This is a genomic window from Legionella sp. (assembly GCF_965140895.1).
Lineage (GTDB): Bacteria > Pseudomonadota > Gammaproteobacteria > Legionellales > Legionellaceae > Legionella.
Map to the genome: position 1 here is coordinate 1 of NZ_CBCSKT010000029.1, position 22,107 is coordinate 22,107.

Genomic DNA, 22,107 nt, shown 5'->3' on the forward strand with positions numbered 1-22,107 from the left:
CCAGCGTTCAATCTGAGCCAGGATCAAACTCTTCAGTTCAATTCCTGTCGTCAGTTTTCACTAACGTCTCTTTACTTTTTTTATCTAGTCACAAGCACTCAAGTTATTTCAAAGTGCCCACACAGTTTGTCTTCTATCTTATTAATGAACGTTTGCCCCGAGGCGTGCTGCGTATTCTACTGATTTTGACATCCATGTCAAACACTTTTTGCAATTTTTTTAAAAAAATTGCAAAAAGCTTATTGTAAATGTAACTTGGCGATTCGGCGTTTACCTACTTGTATTACATAACTTTGTCCAGAAACCAGTACCAGTGCGGGGTCTTCTGCTTTTTCACCATTTATTTTAACCGCCCCCTGCTTCACCATACGCATGGATTCGGAAGTGCTTTGGGTTAAATTCATTTGCTTTAATAATTGCGCTAAGGAAAGTGAATCATCATTTATTATGGTGAACTCTTCTAAATCGTCAGGAATAACTCCTTTTTGGAATCGTTCAATAAATTCTTTATGCGCTTGTTCGGCTTGCGCCTGGTCATGGAAACGAATAATGATTTCCTTAGCAAAGTCTATTTTAATGTCGCGAGGATTTGCTCCCTGAGTAACCGAATCTTTTAATCCCTGAATTTCTTTTCCGGTTTTAAAACTTAATAGATCAATATAGCGCCACATTAATTCATCAGATATAGACATAATTTTGCCAAACATATCTGAAGCCGGTTCATTAATGCCTATATAATTATCTAAAGACTTGGACATTTTCTTCACGCCGTCCAATCCTTCTATTAATGGCATCATCATAACAACCTGTGGTTCAAGGCCGTAATGCTTCTGTAATTCACGTCCCATTAATAGATTGAATTTTTGATCCGTCCCACCAAATTCAACATCTGCTTTAAGAGCAACTGAATCATAACCTTGTAACAAAGGATATAAGAATTCATGAATGGCTATAGGCTGACCTGAATTATACCTCTTATTGAAGTCATCACGCTCTAACATACGAGCTACAGTGTGCGTCGCCGCTAAGCGAATTAAATCCACGGCAGTAAATTGCCCTAACCACTGTGAGTTAAATGCAACCGTTGTTTTTTGTGGGTCGAGAATTTTGAACACTTGCTCTTGATAGGTCTTTGCATTTTCAATAACGGCTTCCTGACTCAAAGGAATACGCGTTACATTCTTTCCTGTTGGGTCACCAATCATCGCGGTAAAATCACCTATCAAAAAAATGACCTCGTGCCCATACTGTTGGAACTGTCTTAATTTATTAAGTAATACAGTATGTCCCAAATGCAAATCGGGTGCCGTAGGATCAAACCCCGCCTTTATTTTTAAAGGGGTTCCCTTTTGAAGCTTTTTTTCGAGTTCTTGCTGTGGAAGTACCTCTTCACAACCTCGCATTAATTCGGAACAAACTGAATCTTCAACTATCATGACATCAAAACCTTTATAAATGATTGACCTATCTTCTCACACCGAGTATCTTAGCCCGGTTGGCAATTTCCTGCCATACCCAAGAGGTGATTTAAAATAATTTGTCACCCGTTTTTGAACAAAATGCACACAATGCATTCTTGCGGATGACAACATGTAGGCAAACAATGGATAAAAAACCTTATATTCGAACACGACATTCTGGTATTCAATCCAAATTATTAATGGGTTCTGCATTAATTGTTGCCCTTTCTCTTCCTTATTTGCTTGTGAAAAGCTGTTCCCAGCATGAACACAATAGCCAAGCACATCAATCTATTTCATTACCGAAGCAAGAAAAGAAACAAGTAACAGAACAAAAAAAATCTGTACCACTTGTAGATCTCGCTAAAGTAACAGAGCAGGCAATTAAAAAAGAAGTTGAACAAATTAAGAAAGTAGAACCAGAGGTTAAAACTAGTCAAGCTAGTGTTCCCCATAAACCTGAAAAAACGGATAAAACAGAAAAGTCGGTAAAAAAAACAGTCGTAGCCAAAGCAGTAAAAACAATCAAAGTAACTAAAGACAATGAATGGCAAACCGTTAGACCCCGCTCCGGTGACTCAATGGCCACCATATTCCATCGTCTTGGATTAACTGCGCAAAATTTACATTTGGTTGTTCATAAAAACCCCCATGCGAAAGTATTGACGGCAATTAAACCAAGTCAAGAATTACAATTTTTGATTAATAAGAAGAAATTGGAAAAATTGGTAATTCCTATAAATGATGTCCAGACTCTAACGATCTATAGAGATGGAGCCGTTTATAAGACCAAGATCGACTCTAAAAAAGTAACGAACCAAGATCGCTATGTTACTGGAGTAGTGAAAGGATCATTATATACAACGGCACAACACTTAGGCATCCCCAGCAAATTAATTAACCAAATGACTTCGATTTTAAGTAAACAAGTTGATTTTGCACATTCTGTACGTTCAGGAGATCGCTTTTCAATTGTTTATGAAGCGCAGTATGTGAAAGATAAAATGGTAGGAATAGGTGATATTGTTGCGGCTAGCTATACCAGTAATGGTAAAACAGCCCAAGCAGTACGTCATATCAGTGCGAGTGGCTCACGTGATTATTATACGCCTCAAGGTGAAAGTTTTAAAAAGGCATTCTCACGTTACCCGCTGCGATTCAGCCATATTAGCTCAACATTTAGTAACTCAAGATATCACCCTATCTTGCGTTATCGTCGTGCTCATAAGGGTATTGATTTAGCTGCACCGATTGGCACTCCGATTATGGCAACGGGAGATGGGGTTATTAAAACTATTGGCCGTCATAATGGTTATGGGAACATGATTGAAATTACCCATGACAAGAAGTTCAGCACAATCTATGGTCATATGCTTAAATTCCAAAAAGGCTTGTCTAAAGGAAGTAGGATTAAGCGAGGCCAGATAATTGGCTATGTAGGACAAACAGGTCTTGCTACAGGTCCTCATTGCCATTTCGAGCTGCATGTACATGGGCAGGCAAGAAATCCTTCATCGACTTATTTGCCCACTTCGTCTCCAGTTCCTCCACGTGAAATGGCAGCGTTTAAAGCAAGAACTCGTTCTTTGTTTAGCCGCCTTCAGGCCTTAGAGAAGACTGGGCTTGCTAATAACAAGAGCGATAAAAAGAAAAAGAAGATTGGGTAGTGCCTCAGTGTGTAGCCCGTATTGCGACCAAGTCTAATACAAGCTACACACTAACGTCTTATTTTACAACTAATACTTTCGAATTATGTAGGCTTGACCACAGTAATTTGGCCCTCTCTATATCAAGCAGTATTTAGGCTAATTGGGTGGGTGGTAAGGAAATTTGGCAATGACTTGTGGGTCAGGCCCGGAACCTAATGGCGCAGCCTTAAGCAGCGCCATTAGGCCAGGAACCCAACCTACAAAACAGATTATCCAAATAAGTAACGACAAATCACTACTGAAGCAATAATACCAGCTAAGTCGGCCAATAAGCCTGCGGGGATTGCATGCCGTGTTCTGCGAATGCCTACGGAACCAAAGTACACAGCAATCACATAAAAGGTTGTTTCTGTGCTTCCCATCATGGTAGCTGCTGTTTTGGCGATCAATGAATTTCCGCCGTATTGATGAATCAATTCCGCCATAATTCCGGTGGATGCGCTACCAGAAAAAGGACGAATAAGTGCTAAAGGCAAAACCTCTGACGGCATGCCAATCAATTCCATAAGCGGAGCAAGCAGCCTTCCCAATAAGGTAAAAAAACCAGATGCCCGCAACATGCCAATCGCAACGATCATCGCAATCAAATAGGGCAAGATATTTAAAACCGTATCGAATCCCTGCTTGGCACCAACAATAAAGGCATCAAACACATTAACCTTCTTTATCGCCGCATAAAGAGGAATACCCACCACAAACAGCAAAAGCATCCAGTTGGACAGTTGATTGGCTATTCCACTCATAAGCTATCCGCCTTCTCAACACTAAAAACCGCTAATTTAGCAAGTTGTCTTACCGCGATAATTGCTACTACAGTGGAAATAATCGTTGCGACTAAGGAACTGAAAACTACACTGGTTGGATTCGTACTGCCATTAGCGGCGAGATACGCAATGGCGGTTGCCGGAATTAACTGCACGCTGGATGTATTAATCGCGAGAAAAGTACACATGGAATTACTGGCAACACGGGCATGTTGATTCAAGGTTTGCAATTCTTTCATTGCTTGCAATCCAAATGGCGTTGCCGCATTGGCAAGACCCAACATATTTGCCGAAATGTTCAAAGCAATGGCACCCATTGCCGGATGATCAATAGGCACATCCGGAAATAATCGTCGTAAAACAGGTCGCAAGACCTTACCCAATATTTTGATCAAACCAGACTCAGTGGCTATAGACATAATACCTAGCCACAAACACATAATTCCAGCCAAGCCTAGAGCAATTTCAAAACCCAGTTTGGCAGAATCAGTGACAGCACGAACAACCTCATCAATACGCCCTTCAATGACACCAACTACAATTGAAATCAGTATCATTCCTAACCAAATTATATTTAGCATTCTTGCCTCCAGGCTCTGGAACAAGTTAACATGTACTCCACATCCAGCTCAAAATATAAGACACTTCTGATGAAATACACTTCTGCTCCCTTACGCAAACTCGCTTTGCTCATTGGTTTTCTTGCTTGCACAAACAGTCATGCTTTTGATTCCAACGCTACTGAAAAACAAGCAAATTCGTCAATAGAAGCACTATACCATAAGCTAAACCTCATGCCGAACATTTCTATGACCGCGCGCATTGATTGGATAAGCAAGTACTTTCTTGGAGTGCCTTATGTGCTTGGCTCATTAGGAGAAGGTCCCAAGGCTCGTTACGATCAATTTCCTCAATATCGTGTTGATGCTTTTGATTGTGATACTTATGTAAATACAATAGTTGCTTTGGCATTAGCAAATTCGCTGCCTTCATTCAAACAATGCATGCAAAAAATGCGCTATAGCAATGGCAAAGTATCTTATATTCAACGAACTCACTTTACAGGTTTGGATTGGAATCAATATCATCAGCAGGAAGGGATCTTCAAAGACATTACTCAATCGTTCAAAAACAAAGACAATGAGTCCGTAGCCCAGATGGCTAATACAACCATTGAAAAACCCAATTGGTATGCCTACAAAACGATTGAAACCATTCGCTTACAAAATGCCAATAAAGCAGAACAAGAAAAACGCTTAGAAGAATTAAAAGCGAAAGGAGCCAAACTGGAAGTAACTTCGGAAAATGTACCTTACCTGCCTTTGACTGCATTATTTCCTGAACAAAATAAGCCTGATTTACAGTTATTCGGGCAAATTCCTAACGGTGCGATTATTGAAATTGTGCGGCCTAATTGGAATGTAAAGGATAAAATTGGCACCTCACTGAATATCTCACACCTCGGCTTTGCTATTTGGAAAGACAAGGTAGTATATTTTAGAGAGGCTTCATCAGAATATGGCAAAGTAGTCGATGTACCCTTAATTAATTATCTGAGAGATGCACTTAAGAGTCCAACGATTAAGGGAATTAATATCCAGGTAATAGTACCAACGCAGCCTCACTGCCATAATTAATTATGTAGCCGTATTAGCGCAGCGTAACACGAGGATTTGTAGCATAGCCATCCGTATTACGACTTCGTCTAATACAGACTACATATTGTAAAATGCAGGTTTCAAAGCGTCCCTAGTTTAGGTAGACTATATCCCAATTACTGAACATGCTATTTAGGAATCTGCAATGAATTATGGATTAATAGAAAAACCAATGCTATCTGCCAGTGACTGTCTTGTACTTAGCATCTTTTCTGATGAAAAACCATCAGGATTTGCTCAGGATTTGGACAAGGAACATGATGGCTTAATTAGTAAACTTTCTCAAAGAGCTTCTGAAGCAGGCGACCTTATTTGGCACACAAGTGCTCATGGCCATTCATTGTTACTGGTTCAGTGTGGAAAGAAAGAGAAATTTACGTCTAAACTGCTGAAAAAAAGACTAACGGAAATTACTGATGCAGTAATTAAACACCGTTTCAAATCAGTTACCCTTTACCTGCCGCAATTACCAAAACACTCTGCTGATTGGCAGCTGGAACAAATGATTATGCAAATAGATAATCATCGTTTTCAACAGCTCGAATTTAAAAAGAAACATGCCAAGCCTCATCATTTAGCACAGGTTAATTTTTATTTGCCGGAAGCGAACCCCAAAGCACTAGAAACAGGGCAGGCCATCGCTAAAGGAATTGAGTTTACGCGTCATCTCGCTAATCTACCCGCAAATATTTGTACCCCAACTTATTTGGGAGAGCAGGCTATTCAATTAGCTAAAGAGTTCCCTACCCACCTAAGCTGCACCGTGCTAGGACCTGACGAAATGCGTCAGCTAGGAATGGAAACTTTATTAGCAGTATCCCAAGGCTCATCTCAACCACCACGTTTAATCGATCTTCAATATAAAGGTGCTGCTGACGATGCCGCGCCGATTGTGCTGGTTGGTAAAGGCATTACCTTTGATTCAGGTGGCCTATCTATTAAACCTGCCAATGCTATGGATGAAATGAAGTATGATATGTGTGGTGCCGCGAGCGTATTAGGTACGATCAAAGCCTGCGCCCTACTCCAATTGCCAATCAATGTCGTGGGTTTAATTGCAAGCTCTGAAAATATGCTGAGTGGTTCTGCAGTAAAACCAGGTGACATTGTTACCAGTATGTCTGGCCAAACTGTGGAAATTCTTAATACGGATGCTGAAGGTCGTTTAGTATTGGCAGATGCTTTAACTTATGCAGAACGCTTTAATCCTGAATTTGTGCTTGATATTGCGACCTTGACCGGTGGCATTATTGTTGCTTTAGGTACAGTTGCTACTGGCTTAATGACCCAAGATGATAAGCTAGCTCAACTTATTGAAGATGCAGCTCTAGAAAGTAATGACCGTGTCTGGCGCATGCCTTTGGATGAAGATTATCAAGATGCGCTGGATAGTGCGTTGGCAGACATGATTAATGCTGGCTTTGACCGTACGGCCAGTAGTATTACCGCAGCCTGTTTCTTATCGCGATTTACGGAAAAATATCGATGGGCTCATTTAGACATTGCAGGGACTGCATGGACTTCCGGAAAAAAACGTAATGCAACTGGAAGACCCGTTCCTTTATTAACTCAATTAATTCGCCATGCCGCCAATTCGCGTTGATTTTTATTTATTGGAAAGCGATCAAGACCACGCTCGGTGGCTGATCGCTTGTCGTCTTTTAGAAAAGGCTTACCATCGAGGTCATAGGGTTTATGTTTTTTGTAACAATCAACATGATGCCGAATTGATTGATGAGTTGTTGTGGACCTTTAAAGAGGACAGTTTTATTCCTCATAACCTCCAAGGTGAAGGGCCAGAGCCACCACCACCAATACACATTGGTTATGGCCCGGAACCACGAGGGTTTAATGATATTTTATTAAATTTGAGTGATCAAATTCCGGCTTTTTATCCTAAATTCAAACGCGTTATGGAGTTGGTTAGTAACCGGGAAGTAGAAAAAGAACAGAGTCGAGTTCATTATCGTGAGTATCGGGCTAAGGGTTGTGAGTTGCATACGCATCCGATCAAGTAATCCGAGTAGGCTGGGCTTTTCAGTCCAGCCTACATTAAACGAGCCTGTCGAGGGAGCAACCAGTATCTACGCCTAATAATTTTATACTACGCATCCCATAAAACATTACACTCACCTCGGATAGATGCCTGAAGTAAATTGATTAAGGGAATTGCGCGTTTCTCCAAGCCAATTAACATCTCGTCATCGTCATCTTCTTTATCTGAGGATTGAGAGCCACTCTTCGTCAAACCATGCTGCAAATGCTCCAAAGCTTGGGGCAGATCTTCAAATTTAATTGCTCCGGGCACGGTGCCACTGTGTCCCATTAATGACAATAATTGCTTCGCTACATCACCAAAATAAGTAATGTCTTCATATGCATCTGAATGAAAGATCACTAACATAGCAAAACTCCTTTTTAACGGCAGTTATTAATTGCCATAAGCCCGTAACAAATATTCAGCCACAGCGCGTAATCCCATCGCCTCTCCGCCTTCAGGCTTACCTGGTTTAGAGCCTAAATTCCACGCCATAATATCAAAATGAACCCAGGGCGTGTTATTAGAGATAAAACGCTGTAAAAATAACCCTGCTGTAATCGCCCCCGCATAAGGGCTATCACTCGCATTAGCGATGTCTGCAATGCTCGAACGCAAAATGTCTTCATACGCGGCAAATAGAGGTAAACGCCAAACTGGATCAGCTGTTTTTTGTGCAGTCTCCTGAAGGGCTGCCGCCAACTGCTCATTATTAGTAAACATGGCTGAAATTTCTGTACCTACAGAAACACGAGCAGCTCCAGTCAAAGTAGCGAAATCAATGATTAAATCAGGTTGCTCTTCACAGGCTTTAACTAAAGCATCGGCGAGAATTAAACGCCCCTCTGCATCCGTATTATGGATCTCTACGGTTAAACCATTGCGCATCGTCAATACATCGCCCGGTCTAAATGCATCAGGACCAATCGCATTTTCGACCGCAGGAACTAATAAATGCAGGCGAATAGGTAAGTCGCGCTCCATAATCCATTGAGCTAAGCCAATAGCATGAGCAGCGCCCCCCATATCCTTTTTCATCAACCGCATGCCAGAAGCTGATTTGATGTCTAAACCACCACTGTCAAAGCAAACGCCCTTGCCGACTAAAGTTATTTTAGGATGCTTTTCATTACCCCAAACTAAAGACAATAGCCTTGGCGCAGACGCAGATGCTGCAGCGCGGCCTACTGCGTGAATAGCAGGAAAATTCTCTTGTAATAAATCATCGCCAATCCATTGCGTAAATCGTGCCCCATAAGTATCAGCTAAGCCTTGTACCACCGTTGCTAATTCTTGAGGCCCTAAATCGCTGGTTGGTTTATTAATTAAATCACGTACTAAAAAATGAGCCTGCGCTAAGGCATTTATATTAGTGAGATCTTCAGCTGGAACCATTAAACGTCGTGGCGATACAGAGCTTTTTTTATATCCTTCATAGCGATACTGTGCAAGCGCCCAATAAAGCATGGCTTCTTGAGTTACGTCACCTTGAACCTGATAGGTATTCGCAGGCAATTGCAGCGCTGCATTTGCCAAAGCCAACTCTGGGCTACCAAGCCCCGTGCCTATGAAAACTCGATCGACTAAACCATCAGCATTATTGATTAAACAATAGTCCCCTATCTTTCCTTTAAATTCTCTTAACGCAAATGAATTACGCTCCACTGGTGCAAAGGAATCAATGTCTTCTTCCCATTGAGCTTGGGATATTAAATAAAGGGGTATTGCTCGCTCAGAACGAGTCTCATAAAATAACTCTGCATGCATTTTTTATTCCTTCATTTGGCCACGAAAATGATTAGGTCTAAGTCCAGTCAAACCTAAAACGAACAAATAAATCACCACCACAGCCAGGACATGGGCTCCTAATAAGCCTAGACGAGCTACTGGCTCGAGATTTAACCAATAATCAAGGGTTCCACCCATTAGAATTAAATAAATGCTAATCGCCGCATTAGCACATATTAATTGTATACTATATTTCAACCAACCTGGTGATGGTAGATATACTTTGCGCTTAATTAATAAAAAGAGAAGGGCACCACAGTTCACATAGCCAGCCAAGGCTGAAGCTAAAGTTAATCCGGCATGAGCAAAATGCCAAACGAATAAAGCACATAATATGGTGTTAACAACCATTGCCAAGGCCCCTACTTTCACCGGGGTACTAATATCCTGACGTGCGTAAAAACCTGAAGCCAATACTTTAATCATCATAAATGCCGGCACCCCTGATGCTAATGTAATTAGACTTTTTTGCGTTTGGAGCACATCATTCGCGATAAACTTTCCATAAGCAAAACAACTCACAATCAAAGGCATTGAAAATAAGCACAGGCCTAATCCGGCAGGTATACCAATAAGCAAAATGGAACGTAACCCCCAGTCTAATGCCTGTGAATAATGAGTAATACTTTGTTCTGCATGGCGTCTGGAAAGATGTGGCAAAATTACAGTCGCGATAGCCACGCCAAATACGCCCAAGGGAAAGTCAGTTAAGCGATCGGTATAATAAAGCCAGGATACGCTACCCACTTTTAGGAATGAGGCAAAAACACTATCTACCATTAAATTCAACTGGGCGATTGAAACACCAAATAATGCAGGGACCATTAATTTAAGTACGCGATTAACTCCTGGATCATTACGAACTAAACGCGGTCGAACCAAGAGGTTTCGTCGATATAAAAAAGGCAATTGAAATAATAATTGGAGAATACCCGCAATCAATACTCCCCAAGCTAAGCCAACTACGGGTTGGGGTAAGTAGGGGCACAAATAAAACGCCGCTAAAATCATGCTAATGTTGAGTAGCACCGGGGTAATTGCGGGTATCGCAAAATACCCATAGGTATTAAGTACCGCTCCAGACATTGCCGTAAGGGAAATTAACATTAAGAAAGGAAAGGTAATGCGTAACATTTCCGTAGTTAATTGCGCACGACCACCATCATGACTAAAACCAGGGGCAAATAAGAAGACAATAATTGGCGCGGCAATCATACCTATAATAGTAACTGCCGTAAGGATTGAACTCAGGTAGCCCGCAATCCGCGCAATAAAAACTCGCACATCATCAGGTGAGCGTGTTTTTTGATATTCGGCCAGCACGGGAACAAAGGCTTGCGCAAAAGCCCCTTCCGCAAAAAGGCGGCGCATAAAATTAGGAATACGAAAGGCTACAAAGAAAGCATCCATTCCCGCCTGGGCGCCAAAAAAATTAGCCAAGACCATATCACGAGCAAATCCCATCATGCGTGAAATGAAGGTCATTAATGAGACTAATGTAGTTGAACGCAACAAACTTTGGCGTTTAGGAATCATAATATCAGTTTTCGTAGCAGACATATTTCTATCAAGATATAAAATGAATCCCTTATGATATACCTAAATGACGAAACATCCATAATTTTAATGCTAAGCGTTGACATATATATACAGAATTCTATTGACAAAGTCTAGTCCATTGGGCAAGATCAGCATCTTTTGTACCATCTGAATGAGTGGAGATTTTTAAGTGGCAAATATTAAATCAGCGATCAAACGTGCTCGCCAAAACGTGAAACTGCGTAAACACAATGCCAGTGCACGTTCTATGTTTCGTACTTACATCAAAAATGTGCTAAAAGCGGTTGAAGCAGGTAACAGTGAAGAAGCTACTGCAGCTTATGCGAAAGCGCAACCAATTATTGATAAAGCTGCATGCAAAGGCTTGATTCATAAGAATAAAGCTGCTCGTATTAAAAGCCGCTTGGTTGCCCGCGTTAAGGCAATGGCTGCTTAATTCGCTGCTTGTTATAGCAACGCCCCCAAACGTAGTCTGTGTTTAAGTTAAGACTTAATACGGGCTATGTTTTTCTTTTTCTATTTTCCCTATTCATCCCAGTGTACTCTGTTCGTCAATTATAAGCACGACAAAATGGTCTCAATTTATAGCTCAGATATTCAATAAATCAAAATTGAGAGCAGAATCCCAAGCATCACCTTTTTTGTCGTTTTGTGTCCGACCGTTATGCAGGATATATAACTATTTGTTCAAAATTTTAAAGTAATGTGCTAATTTGGCCCTGCAACATAATCTGAGAAGGAATGAATCGGCTGGAGTATTCTGAACCAACGGGAAAGGTGAGACTCCTGCAATATAATTGAAACTTCAAGACGTAGCGAAACTGATAAAGCCCCGTAATAAACTTCTTTGCCGTTTATTACGGGGTTCAGTTCTATATTCGAACCAAGACCACCGGCAAAAGATCAGACAAGATTGATAATCTACACTCATGCTTACGCTCTAATGCACAAGAACTTTTTATAAGATTATCGAGCACGGTCATCCCGGCCCCTAAGCAATTTACCTGAATAAGGCACACAAGCACCTGGCATGCATAATGCGCATTTCTTTTGGAGCTACCTCGTTGTAAATTCCTTAGGATGACGTGTTCCAATTCGAATCAATGTAATGCTGGAGAAGCTTGCTCTTCAGAAACCTCCTCCTCATCATCAAGCAGATTCTCATCCTCAAAATCAGGATCGCAATAATTACGGCCAATAATTTTGCAGAGTGTTTTCTGATCATCTAAAGATAAATAGGAAACTAAGGCTTCAAGCAGGTTTTCATCAGAAAATGTCTCGTCTGTTTCATTTTCGTTCGCAGGAAAAAATGCGGGTTCAGGAGGTAATCTATCGTTGATTTTCATGCCATGCACTAAAGCCATATACAATGAATTAAACAGATTTTCTGCCTGTTCTATTTGTTTTAACAAATGGTACTGCTCTTTATTTTTAGGTAAATTAGCCAATGAATAAAAGAACCCTGCCATACCCGTGATTTTTGGTGTTTTTATTTCGGGATTGATAAAAGAAAACTCCTGATAAAAAGCGACAATTCGTTTCAACAACTCCGTTCGATAAACCTCAAGATCTTCAGGCATTGCTGCTTGGCGTATCATCCACTCTAACTTTTGTAAAGTTCCCGCAACCTGTTTGGCCTTATAACAATACGCTTCATCAACCGCCAAAAGCTTATCTATAGTGCTGCCAGGCAAAGGTTTAATTTTTTGTGGTGGTACCGTCCAAATTAATTTAACTCCTTCTTTCGTCCCATCACGATAAGATACTTTTTTTCCCGAAGATCGCGTATGAGTATCCAACTCGCCTTCGCTATGCAGGATAATATTTTCCATGCCCCTGCTCACCCATCGAGGAAAAGTTGATTTATGATAAGGTGCTAAAACCTCAGGAGAAAGTACCGTTTCTAATATCGATAATGCTTCGGTTTTACAGGTATGAGAACCTTTTAAAGTCGGGCCTGTCCATCCTATAGAAAGTTTAAAATCAAAAGGATGAAGCCTTGGGGCACGCTGTTCAATTTTAGCTTTTCGCAGTTCGATTTCATAAACATCTTTTGAGTGTTTCTCCCCTGGATAACATCTCATTTTTCCAGTTGGAGGAGCCGTCAAGCCGTTCTCACCTAATGAATCTCGCACGGCAGATTCCTGCTCTTTAACTTGGGCCTTGCATTTTTCTTGTAATTTTTTAAAGTCTTCTTCGGTAAGCTCATAGGAATCACCATGCAAACCATGTCCCATATCCATAAACCGAACTTCTTCATGCCTTAACCAACCATGGTTACCCCACAGATCAACATCTAACCCTATGTTTCTTTTTAGCTGAGTAAGCCAATCATCAGAGCCGCCAGTACCAGGAACTCCATAATATCCCCAAGTATCGACCACTTCTACTTGCTTCCTTGTCTCATTATATTTGGATAAAATAAAAGCCCCGTGCCAGGCCGGATTACCTTCCACGGTATGATCAAAAATACAAAAAGTCACCAAATATGTCATGTTGTTCTCCACGTCCTGTTAATAATAAGCATCCAATACTCGAAGATATTCTTAGTGCATTAACTGTGCATACCTTAAGCTATTCTGATTAAAACTTATCAAAGATTCAAGTGGCTGGTCGGTGGGTAAGATAAGAAAATTAGTAACTCTAGGGCTTTAAATTAGGCTGGGCTATTACGTTATGGATTATTGTAGGTTGAACCATGGCTCAACCTACACCGTGTTTTTTGATTAACTAAAAGAGTTAGCTGTTTTAGCCTGGTTTACCTGCTCGTACGCGCGGCGTGCAGGTTCAAAATCAGGATATTTGGTCACGATGTGCTGTAAAATCATACGTGATAAGAGCTCATCACCTCGATTCCACTCATTTAGTGCATCAAAATACATCCTGTTTGCAGCCTCTCCAGCAACAATTGGTGCACGATCCAAGGTTACCGGCTCAACGAAACTGACGCGGGCCTGGCTTTTCGCTTCCATGCGCTGTAACACTTTGCGCGCTTGTATGCTGCCATTGTCACTAGCTTGTTGCAACAAGAGTTTTCCTTTGGATGGAGATAACTCGCCTGCAGTGCCCTCTAGGTAATAAGTACCCAGTTGATATTGAGCATAGGCATTTTGTCGTGCTGCTAATTTTTGGTAGAAACCAGCGGCCACTTTTGGATCTTTTTCGACACCTAATCCATAATGGTACATTCTGGCTAAAGCCAACATAGCCTTTTCATTACCCTTAGTTGCTGCTGCCTGATAATACTTAAGCGCTTCAGCAAAATCTATTTTCGAGGTAATTCCAGTTTCTGAAAGCAGACCCAATTCATAAAGTGCATTCGCATTTCCTAAATCAGCCGCTTTCTTATACCAAGCTAGAGCTTGTTGTTCATCGCGAGACTGACCAAGCCCCTTGAAGTATATGCTACCTAATTGATTCATTGCGTCATGCACTTTGTCATTTGCCGCTTTAACAAATAAGTCTTTAGCTTTTGCATAATCCACTGGAGTACCTTTACCATACAGGTACATCAGGCCTAAGTTATAAATACCTAGGGCATTACCTTTAGCTGCTGCCTTTTCATATGCTTTGAGCGCTTGTGGGTAATTATCGTCCACAGTCTCATTAATAAAACCTAAGGCAACATAAGCTTCCGGTAAACTAGCAGCAGCTTTTTGGAACCAATCTTTTGCCGCACTGTAATCTGGCTCACCACTGTTACCCAATTGATAGAATTGGCCTAATAAGTATTCAGCCAGTGGCTCACCCTGCTCTGCGGCAGCGGTATACCAGCGTTGCGCACCAGCCATATCAGGAGCGACACTCAAACCATTTTCATCCATATAGGCTAGTTTTAACTGTGCGTCTTTATCTCCTTTCTGAGCCAAACCTTCATAAATCGCTCTGGCTTCTTTCATTTTGTCTGCATCGGTATTTGCCGCCAGATAATAGTCAGCCAGAACAATACCTGCATGACTATTGCCTAATTCATAGGAGTGAATCAGATCTGGTAAGAAATCCCGTTTTGCTTGTTGCAACAGTACTGCCATATTAAAGTCAGCATAAGAGAACTTATATTTTACTGCCTGCTGCAATTGCACCATGCCTTGTTCATTATTCGGCTCAACACCTTTACCTTCAGCAGTATAGGTACCCAAAATAAACTGGCTTACCGCATTTTGCCCTGCTTGTTGGTACCAGTGCATTGCTTGTGCAGGATCTGCACTAACCCCTATGCCACGATCATAAAGCAGTCCCAAGAGTAATGCTGCTTTTTCATTTCCAGCTTCAGCCTGTTCTTTGGCAACCGCAAAGGCTTTAGCCTGTCTTTTAGCGTTACTATCCATGGCATTATAAAATGCGAGCGGCAATAAGGCATTGGAAATACCGCGATCCGCAGCACCTTGATATAATTGACGAATTAACGCAATTTTTTCCTTTTTCGCATCCACACTTAAATCACTATCATGCTGACGTGCCAAGCGGTCAGCTAAATCGTATTCAGCCAGCCCATAATTATTTGCTGCGGCCAAATACAACATCGAATTAGCTTGCTCAGGATCCGCTTTGATGTACTCGGTTCCCTCAGGTCCAGTTATCCCTTTTTCCAGAATTCTAGACAGTACGTATTGAGAGTTTTTATTTCCTTTAAATGCTGCGTCAGTTAAATCGTCTAAAGCAAGCTGATAATCTTCTTTACTCTTCGCACGCTGTAAATACAGCATACCGAGATTATACTCAGCCCCTAAATGTTGTTGCTGTACCGCATTTTGGTAGAACGCGACTGCTGCAGAATCATTTTGCGCCACCCCTATTCCATATTGGAACATTTGTCCTATTTCAAATTGCGTTTGTGCATCACCTAATATTGCTCGGTTATATAATTGATAAAATTCCGACATCATATTAACTTGCTTTTGCCAGCCCTCCGTCCACATATCCATAATGCTTGGCTCTTGTGCAAGCTCCGCATACTGCGCATCAAGATAAGGCGCAGGCAAATCAGGATGAGCAACAATAAGGCTGTTTGCGCGCTCTACCTCAGCTACTTGATTATTTAACGGATAAACTGGATACATCCATTGGTTGGATTGGGCGCTAGCCTCACGGCTTAAAAGCGCATCATAATAACTAGTAATAGGCACATCATTAGGTTGCACCAACTCAAACTGTGGTTTAAAGATCAGATTTCGAGATATGGTCTTTAATTTAGGTGATTGATTATATGCATAATCTCCTAGAACCGCAGGATTACTCCAAGCACTTAAAATACCATTCATTTGATAAGCCGTTTTTGCCAATTGATCGGTGCTACCATTACTTAACCACAGTGCCGCAGCAGCTAGAGCCTTCCCTTGATTATTTGCTTTGTCATCTTGGTTTGCCTGATCTTGCCATTGCTTTGCCATATCCAAATCAGCATCAATCCCCGTGCCTTTTTTATAAAACTCGGCAAGTTGCCGTTTTGCTTCAGTCGAATTATTTTGTGCAGCCTTCAATGTCCATAGAAATGCTGTTTTAGGATCATGTACTGGGCTCTTTTCATCAAAATAAACTTCGGCCAACTCAAGATAAGCTTCATTATTTTGGTATTTTCCTACATTTTCAAACCATTTTAGTGCTTGCTCTTTTTGATTTTGAGCCAATGCAGCTTCGCCTAATTTAACCATCGCAGGAGCAAAACCTTGGGCGGCGGCCTTGTTTAATAATTCGGTTCCCTTTTCAACATCTTTATCAACCAACTTGCCAGAAAGATACAGACTGCCTAATTTAGTAAGTGCCTGAGAATTGCCATTGGCTACCGCTTTATTTAACCAAATAAGACCTAGCTTATTGTTAGATGAGTTGCGGCTGTTAATAAAATTTTCAGCCAAGGTATATTGAGCAACAGAATTACCATTTTTTGCCGCATCGATATAAAAACGAGTTGCCGTATCGTAATTTTTCTTCACACCAACGCCATAGAGATAAGCTGCAGCCACAAACATTTGCGCATCCACATTCCCTGCCGCAGCAGCTTGCTTAAACCAGGTTACCGCCTGCTCTGGATCCTTATCGTGCAATAAAGTATATTTCGCAACGAGCATGATTGCAGGTAAATAACCTTTACGTGCAGATTGTGTAAAATAACGCATTGCTAACGGGGTATTTTTTAATTGACCATATCCATACAGATAAATGCGTCCTAAATAATAATCAGCAACCGCATTTTTTCCGGTTTGACTTAATAAGGGCTCGATCGCCTTATTATAATTTCCTAAGCGATAAGCGCTGAAATCATTGGCAACAACCTGTTGGCTGGCGGTTGCTGCGAGCAAACATACCCAAGGCACTAGCGATTTCATGAAGATTCTCCCTCTATACATGGCAATTCAATCGTAACTCACTGGCAAATCCCGTTGCTGAATTGATATTTATACCCCTGGTATAATGCCATAATGTACTACATCATTAACGGCCCCATTTCTTGAGTTACCATCGGAAACCCAGAAGTTGCCTTTATTATTTAAACCAAATTTTACGTGTACATATTCACAAATTTTAACCGTATCTGCACAATCAACTATTTTCCCATAGGATTTTTTGCCATCCCCTAAGGTACAGACAAATCGAACTAAAGGCTCGCCTGTAGCCAATGCAGCCCACTGATTAGGACCAATCGTATGATTGAAACGAGTAGAATATTCACTGTCTTCATCACGCATTTGATACAAACTTACGGTCTGAGGCAATTTGTTATAAAAGAAGTATAAGGATTGCAACGCCCCTTCTTTTCCAGGGAAAAGAGACAACACTTTAAGACGTTGTTCATGACCTACTGGAGTACATCCTATAGGAAATCGAGCCTCGTCTTTTGCTGCCTTTTGTTGGGCTGCTAGTGGATCAGTTTTTTTAGCTTTCGCGGCCTCAAGTTCAGTCGATAAGAGTCCAACAAAAAGCATTAAAGAAATTGAAGTGAATTTTTTTAGAGTATTCATCATATTTTCTCACTGTCATTTATTGGACGCACAATCACAACCGTACCCATGAAATTATTACGTTCACTGGATAACTCGACGAAATCATGATTCAACCATTTAGCATCTTCAACAAACATGCGCACGCAACCATGACTCGCTCTCACGCCGGGAAGATCATCGGAACCATGCAGTGCAAAACCTTTATGGAAGTACATGCAATAAGGCATTTTGGCTCCCCCTTTACCAATGGGGAATACATCTGAGCTACATTTTTCATTTTCTTTACTGAAGACTCGGAAAATCCCGGTTAAAGTACGGCAAGAACGATTAGAATCAGAGCATTTATCTCTTCCAGAAGAGATAGGTCCCCATTTCACCAGATTTCCCTGAGCATCATAAGCACCCCATGCGAGTTTATCTTGATCAACGATAATCTCTTTTTGGTTTTCGCCAGGTATTTTCAGAGGAAATGGTGCAACATCAAACATATTCAGGTGGGCCAAATTTTTAGGTACCGCAATAACCTTACCTGCCCATAGCGGGTTATAAGTTCGATTGATGCGCTGTACGACATCACGCTGTTGTGGATCTGGAAAGAGATTTTCCCAATTTTGCCCTGAGACTATGGTGATGCAATTATATTGTGGGTAGCCACATAATCCTGTACCGTAAAACCCTGCGTTTGCTACGGCACCCATAAGCATCATCAATGCAGTTAACATTATTTTTTTCATATGCCGCCCCCTTCTCACTAACTTTTTATTATTCTATGCAAGATTTATGCTTAAATTCTAAGTTACTTTAATTATTCTTATCCTAGAAAAAATGCTTTAGCGATCCCCGGCTAAAAGCTTAACTGCATTTTTTAGGATTACGAGCATACAAAATAAGTTTAGTACCAATATTGTTATTTTTACCAGTAATTTAGCGTGAGTTTTATAGAAAAAAAATGTTGGTTCTGGTGTGGTGCGTTGTTGGGGATGGGAGTAACGAATTGACTGGTTTTTTAACAACCTAAATGCTCAAATAACAATCTTGATTCGGGGGGAGGATACTTAATTAATCGTATCGCCGGGTTGTATACCGAATTGCCGCAGTCAAGCCGCTGTAATTCGGTATCGTTGTAACTTGGGTGTCCCTCCATTATCGCAAATACATCTTTTGTTGCAGGAATTCCTCGTAATAAACATGAATATCGTCATAGAGCTCATTTAAATTTTCAACCTCATAACGCTCCGAACGTGCTTTTCTACGTAAGCGGTCGTATCTGCTAATAAAGTCATCAAAGTCCAATTTATCATACCCATCTTCGTCAAACTCATGAGCCATTTTCACTTGAGCAATTAACTCTTCCAATTTCACCAGAGCGTCCTCAAACTCATCTTTACTTCCATAAACGGTGGACTCTGGGGATTGGCGTGATTTAAAGAGCAGATAAAGAAGAATTAGCCCAATAGGAAGTAAGGTGACTAAACCGATCAGATAAATGGAATCCTGCGAACTCGTCTGTGAACCATTAACTGCAGAACATTCAGGCTGATCTGGAGGACAAATAGCCGAAGTCATATTCGAAGCAGCCATACGCTCCTGATAGAAAGGGACGTTAGTATTGGTAGTCGATAGAATCTCATCTACGATCGGCGAAGCACAGTCCACCAAAGGGGATACTGGCACCTCCGGTAAAATACGCAACTGCTCAGGCTTTTGCGGTGGAATTAATCCTTTAGCTTCATACTGCACCGTAATCCACTCATGCATTGAACCCATCAGGCGATTTAATTCTTGTGCCTGATCTGCAATCGCAACAAAATTGGTTTCTTGAATTGGGGGTTTATTTAAATGCTCCAGAATCTGAGCCACATTTTTTTTCAAACCCTGTCTGGTATTTGCAAGCTCAGATGCGGTAGACGGATATTGAGCCAATATATCCTGATTCTTAATAAAAGTATCCAATTTCTCTTGATCTGAAGTAAACCATCGCTGAAAAAAAGATAACTTTTGTTCATCCTGAATTGCCTTATGATAAGCATGCGTATTTTCAAACAATAAATCGTCCATTGTTTGTGCGGAGAAATCGACAAAATGAGCAAGCTGTTTCAGCAATAGTGTTAACTGCTCTTTAAATTGATAAACCGTATAAACCTCTCCAGCCTGTCCCAAAAGTCCTACGGTTTGTTCAATGATTTTTTGAAATCGAGCCAGCTCATTTAAATCAATCACCGCTTGAGCATAAAGCTGCAACACCTCATCATCCATATTGATTAGGTTAAAATTGGCACAGTTACGCAATTCGTCAGCTGACAAATGCAACGCCGATGTTGGTACTGCTAGCTCTTGCGTTTCCTTTTGAGCGCACTCTTTAGCTGCTAAGGTTGGATAAGCTTTTAAATCATCCAGCTGCCCACTAATCAAATCTCGTGGGTGTGGATTAATTGCATTAGGATTAAACGCAAAATGCGCTCCTCGATTACGTTCAGTATAAAGTTGCTGCGTTGCTTTAGCTAACTCAACTAAGCGATCTTTTAATAATTGAGTTTCCGCGAGATGCGTTAAATGAGGTTTGACTTCATTATTAATTGCCGTACGTAAATTTGCTAAAAATAGCCTATCGGAGCCAACTAAGGGTGATGTATTTGTTTCAATCGCAAGAATATAATGATGCAGATGCTCTAATTGCTCCTTGGTTTGCCCAATATTGGGATTCAAGCTAACACCCTTCAGAATATTATTTATATCCAGCATGATAAAATTCATGGGCTGATTTAAATGTTCTGCCCGCAAGTTTTTATTGCGTAACCTTAAATAATCCCCTGTTCGTTGCATCAATTCATATAATTGGGGCCATTGCAAACGCTGAGCGTCTACAGGCTTAACTAAAAAATCCCCCATTTTCAGCACCTGACGTGTTTTGTATGCCCTTGAGAAAAACCAGGAATTATCATAAACATTGATCAGCGCGTGTTCCTCATCATTGGAAAACCAAGATCCTGAATTGATAAGATAATCTGCATGAATTCCCGAATTGGCGCGGACATTTAATACCCATGTCCTTAAGCCGAGTTCTTCATCAGTATAACAAGCCTCGGAATACAACCAAAACCGAGAGCTCTTTGGCATTGCTTGGTATGATGTGTACTGTTTTTTCTCTCTACCCATGATGCTCACTCCTTGAGACATGTCCTTGAAAAATACACACAAAACAAATAGATTAATTTTAAACCAATCTAATTTGATAACATTCTTTTCCTGAAGATGCAACACACAATCGTCAGCCCATTTTTGACATTCACTAAAACAGCTACAATTTAGGCTATACTGATGGTAAAATGACGCACATGGACCCCTACCCAAGGACGAACTTCTTATTATTAATTGGAATTTATAATGCGGAGAAATTCTTTAATCTTGGCTCTTTTTTTAATCATCATATCAATCATTACCTATGCAACAGCACCCAAGACAGCCTGTACACCTGACGAACGCAGGATTGCCATTACCTTGGATGATTTACCCCTTGAGCATGCTCAATTTGAAAAAATCACGCACGCATTAACAAAACATAAAGCCCCAGCCATTGGCTTTGTGATTACTAAAAATCTCAATGAGGACAACCGAAAGGACCTCCATGCATTTTTAGATATGGGCTTTGATTTGGGGAGCCATAGTCATTCCCACTTTAACTTACGAAAAGTATCCGCTGCATCATATATTGCCGATGTGGATCAGGCTGATAAAATTCTTAACCCTCTCATGACAGGAACCAAATATTATCGTTACCCTTATCTTTCCGAAAGCAGTTTCGCTAAGAAGCAAATGGTCCTCCATTATTTAAAGAAAAACCATTATCGTGTGGCCCCGATAACTATTGATAGCCGCGATTTTATATTCAATGTGAAATTTACTAACAAGGTTCGCTCAAATCCAGAATTATTCAATAAGCTACGCCAACAGTATTTAGACTTTGTCTGGCAACGAACGGTTTTGGCGGAATACAATCAACGATGCAATTCAACGAAGCAAATTTTACTGCTGCATGCGAACCGTTTGAATAGTTATTTTTTGGATGATTTATTACAAATGTATGAACAACATGGGTATCGGTTTATTAGTTTAGACGAGGCCTTAAAAGACACATCGTCCTGATAAGTAAGCATTTACCTATGCGTATTACAAGAACTATAGATGTCGC

17 protein-coding genes are annotated in these 22,107 nt (G+C 40.8%); 6 read left to right on the forward strand and 11 right to left on the reverse strand.

All coding sequences use genetic code 11. The features are described 5' to 3' along the window. Positions 1-239: 239 nt before the first annotated feature. Positions 240-1,436 carry a tyrosine--tRNA ligase gene (tyrS, locus tag ACQY7T_RS03325; RefSeq protein WP_428411295.1) on the reverse strand — a complete coding sequence of 399 codons (1,197 nt, stop codon included), beginning with the start codon at positions 1,434-1,436 and terminating at the stop codon, positions 240-242. Between the two features lie 167 nt (positions 1,437-1,603). On the opposite strand from tyrS, the gene ACQY7T_RS03330 reads away from it, so the two are divergent. After that, positions 1,604-3,127, forward strand: a complete 1,524-nt coding sequence (locus ACQY7T_RS03330) for a peptidoglycan DD-metalloendopeptidase family protein (protein WP_428411296.1) — start codon at positions 1,604-1,606, stop codon at positions 3,125-3,127. A gap of 251 nt (positions 3,128-3,378) precedes the next feature. On the opposite strand, the gene ACQY7T_RS03335 is transcribed toward ACQY7T_RS03330, so the two are convergent. Continuing rightward, on the reverse strand, positions 3,379-3,912 hold the full coding sequence (locus ACQY7T_RS03335) for a spore maturation protein (protein WP_252580827.1): 534 nt from the start codon (positions 3,910-3,912) through the stop codon (positions 3,379-3,381). Beyond that, a complete protein-coding gene (locus ACQY7T_RS03340) occupies positions 3,909-4,514 on the reverse strand; it encodes a nucleoside recognition domain-containing protein (RefSeq protein WP_428411297.1) in 606 nt (201 codons plus the stop codon). The genes ACQY7T_RS03335 and ACQY7T_RS03340 overlap by 4 nt, the downstream gene beginning before the upstream one ends. A 69-nt stretch (positions 4,515-4,583) precedes the next feature. Between ACQY7T_RS03340 and ACQY7T_RS03345 the strand changes: the two genes are divergently transcribed. The 3 genes from ACQY7T_RS03345 (at position 4,584) to ACQY7T_RS03355 (ending at position 7,609) form a co-directional block, all read left to right on the forward strand. Continuing rightward, positions 4,584-5,570 carry an N-acetylmuramoyl-L-alanine amidase-like domain-containing protein gene (locus ACQY7T_RS03345; protein ID WP_428411298.1) on the forward strand — a complete coding sequence of 329 codons (987 nt, stop codon included), beginning with the start codon at positions 4,584-4,586 and terminating at the stop codon, positions 5,568-5,570. A gap of 166 nt (positions 5,571-5,736) precedes the next feature. Continuing rightward, complete coding sequence (locus ACQY7T_RS03350; RefSeq protein WP_428411299.1) at positions 5,737-7,194, forward strand: leucyl aminopeptidase; 1,458 nt, start codon at positions 5,737-5,739, stop codon at positions 7,192-7,194. Further along, positions 7,175-7,609 (forward strand): DNA polymerase III subunit chi, encoded by a 435-nt coding sequence (locus ACQY7T_RS03355; RefSeq protein WP_428411300.1) that lies wholly within the window; start codon positions 7,175-7,177, stop codon positions 7,607-7,609. Before ACQY7T_RS03350 ends, ACQY7T_RS03355 begins: the two co-directional genes overlap by 20 nt. Positions 7,610-7,695: 86 nt before the next feature. Here ACQY7T_RS03355 and ACQY7T_RS03360 read toward each other — a convergent pair whose 3' ends face one another. The 3 genes from ACQY7T_RS03360 to murJ are packed head-to-tail and all read right to left on the reverse strand — an operon-like array spanning position 7,696 to position 10,977. Further along, complete coding sequence (locus tag ACQY7T_RS03360; RefSeq protein ID WP_428411301.1) at positions 7,696-7,995, reverse strand: DUF1840 domain-containing protein; 300 nt, start codon at positions 7,993-7,995, stop codon at positions 7,696-7,698. Between the two features lie 27 nt (positions 7,996-8,022). Continuing rightward, positions 8,023-9,396: a leucyl aminopeptidase family protein gene (locus ACQY7T_RS03365; RefSeq protein ID WP_428411302.1), complete on the reverse strand. Its 1,374-nt coding sequence runs from the start codon at positions 9,394-9,396 to the stop codon at positions 8,023-8,025. A 3-nt stretch (positions 9,397-9,399) separates the two neighbouring features. Further along, positions 9,400-10,977 carry a murein biosynthesis integral membrane protein MurJ gene (gene murJ / locus ACQY7T_RS03370; RefSeq protein WP_428411303.1) on the reverse strand — a complete coding sequence of 526 codons (1,578 nt, stop codon included), beginning with the start codon at positions 10,975-10,977 and terminating at the stop codon, positions 9,400-9,402. Positions 10,978-11,146: 169 nt separating this feature from the next. Here murJ and rpsT point away from each other — a divergent pair, with 169 nt between their 5' ends. Then, complete coding sequence (rpsT, locus tag ACQY7T_RS03375) at positions 11,147-11,413, forward strand: 30S ribosomal protein S20 (protein ID WP_428411304.1); 267 nt, start codon at positions 11,147-11,149, stop codon at positions 11,411-11,413. 664 nt (positions 11,414-12,077) lie between these two features. Here the strand turns inward: rpsT and ACQY7T_RS03380 are convergent. From ACQY7T_RS03380 to ACQY7T_RS03400, 5 genes are all read right to left on the reverse strand, one after another. Continuing rightward, the gene (locus ACQY7T_RS03380; protein WP_428411305.1) at positions 12,078-13,472 is read right to left on the reverse strand and encodes a hypothetical protein; all 1,395 of its coding nucleotides are present in this window, start codon (positions 13,470-13,472) and stop codon (positions 12,078-12,080) included. 231 nt (positions 13,473-13,703) lie between these two features. Continuing rightward, positions 13,704-17,303: an endopeptidase IV gene (locus tag ACQY7T_RS03385; protein WP_428411306.1), complete on the reverse strand. Its 3,600-nt coding sequence runs from the start codon at positions 17,301-17,303 to the stop codon at positions 13,704-13,706. A gap of 69 nt (positions 17,304-17,372) precedes the next feature. Then, positions 17,373-17,936 (reverse strand): endopeptidase IV, encoded by a 564-nt coding sequence (locus tag ACQY7T_RS03390; protein WP_428411358.1) that lies wholly within the window; start codon positions 17,934-17,936, stop codon positions 17,373-17,375. Then, the gene (locus tag ACQY7T_RS03395; protein ID WP_428411307.1) at positions 17,936-18,652 is read right to left on the reverse strand and encodes a L,D-transpeptidase; all 717 of its coding nucleotides are present in this window, start codon (positions 18,650-18,652) and stop codon (positions 17,936-17,938) included. The genes ACQY7T_RS03390 and ACQY7T_RS03395 overlap by 1 nt, the downstream gene beginning before the upstream one ends. Before the next feature lie 409 nt (positions 18,653-19,061). Further along, on the reverse strand, positions 19,062-21,074 hold the full coding sequence (locus ACQY7T_RS03400) for a hypothetical protein (RefSeq protein WP_428411308.1): 2,013 nt from the start codon (positions 21,072-21,074) through the stop codon (positions 19,062-19,064). 228 nt (positions 21,075-21,302) lie between these two features. On the opposite strand from ACQY7T_RS03400, the gene ACQY7T_RS03405 reads away from it, so the two are divergent. Beyond that, positions 21,303-22,061 carry a polysaccharide deacetylase family protein gene (locus ACQY7T_RS03405; protein ID WP_428411309.1) on the forward strand — a complete coding sequence of 253 codons (759 nt, stop codon included), beginning with the start codon at positions 21,303-21,305 and terminating at the stop codon, positions 22,059-22,061. Positions 22,062-22,107: the final 46 nt, after the last annotated feature.

What these genes read in the sequence shown, in the direction of transcription:
- ACQY7T_RS03400 (WP_428411308.1), bottom strand. Translation starts at nt 21,074, where the DNA reads ATGGGTAGAGAGAAAAAACAGTACACATCATACCAAGCAATGCCAAAG.
- ACQY7T_RS03365 (WP_428411302.1), bottom strand. Translation starts at nt 9,396, where the DNA reads ATGCATGCAGAGTTATTTTATGAGACTCGTTCTGAGCGAGCAATACCC.
- ACQY7T_RS03335 (WP_252580827.1), bottom strand. Translation starts at nt 3,912, where the DNA reads ATGAGTGGAATAGCCAATCAACTGTCCAACTGGATGCTTTTGCTGTTT.
- ACQY7T_RS03340 (WP_428411297.1), bottom strand. Translation starts at nt 4,514, where the DNA reads ATGCTAAATATAATTTGGTTAGGAATGATACTGATTTCAATTGTAGTT.
- tyrS (WP_428411295.1), bottom strand. Translation starts at nt 1,436, where the DNA reads ATGATAGTTGAAGATTCAGTTTGTTCCGAATTAATGCGAGGTTGTGAA.
- ACQY7T_RS03345 (WP_428411298.1), top strand. Translation starts at nt 4,584, where the DNA reads ATGAAATACACTTCTGCTCCCTTACGCAAACTCGCTTTGCTCATTGGT.
- ACQY7T_RS03360 (WP_428411301.1), bottom strand. Translation starts at nt 7,995, where the DNA reads ATGTTAGTGATCTTTCATTCAGATGCATATGAAGACATTACTTATTTT.
- ACQY7T_RS03355 (WP_428411300.1), top strand. Translation starts at nt 7,175, where the DNA reads ATGCCGCCAATTCGCGTTGATTTTTATTTATTGGAAAGCGATCAAGAC.
- ACQY7T_RS03405 (WP_428411309.1), top strand. Translation starts at nt 21,303, where the DNA reads ATGCGGAGAAATTCTTTAATCTTGGCTCTTTTTTTAATCATCATATCA.
- ACQY7T_RS03390 (WP_428411358.1), bottom strand. Translation starts at nt 17,936, where the DNA reads ATGAATACTCTAAAAAAATTCACTTCAATTTCTTTAATGCTTTTTGTT.
- ACQY7T_RS03330 (WP_428411296.1), top strand. Translation starts at nt 1,604, where the DNA reads ATGGATAAAAAACCTTATATTCGAACACGACATTCTGGTATTCAATCC.
- ACQY7T_RS03395 (WP_428411307.1), bottom strand. Translation starts at nt 18,652, where the DNA reads ATGAAAAAAATAATGTTAACTGCATTGATGATGCTTATGGGTGCCGTA.
- ACQY7T_RS03350 (WP_428411299.1), top strand. Translation starts at nt 5,737, where the DNA reads ATGAATTATGGATTAATAGAAAAACCAATGCTATCTGCCAGTGACTGT.
- ACQY7T_RS03380 (WP_428411305.1), bottom strand. Translation starts at nt 13,472, where the DNA reads ATGACATATTTGGTGACTTTTTGTATTTTTGATCATACCGTGGAAGGT.
- murJ (WP_428411303.1), bottom strand. Translation starts at nt 10,977, where the DNA reads ATGTCTGCTACGAAAACTGATATTATGATTCCTAAACGCCAAAGTTTG.
- ACQY7T_RS03385 (WP_428411306.1), bottom strand. Translation starts at nt 17,303, where the DNA reads ATGAAATCGCTAGTGCCTTGGGTATGTTTGCTCGCAGCAACCGCCAGC.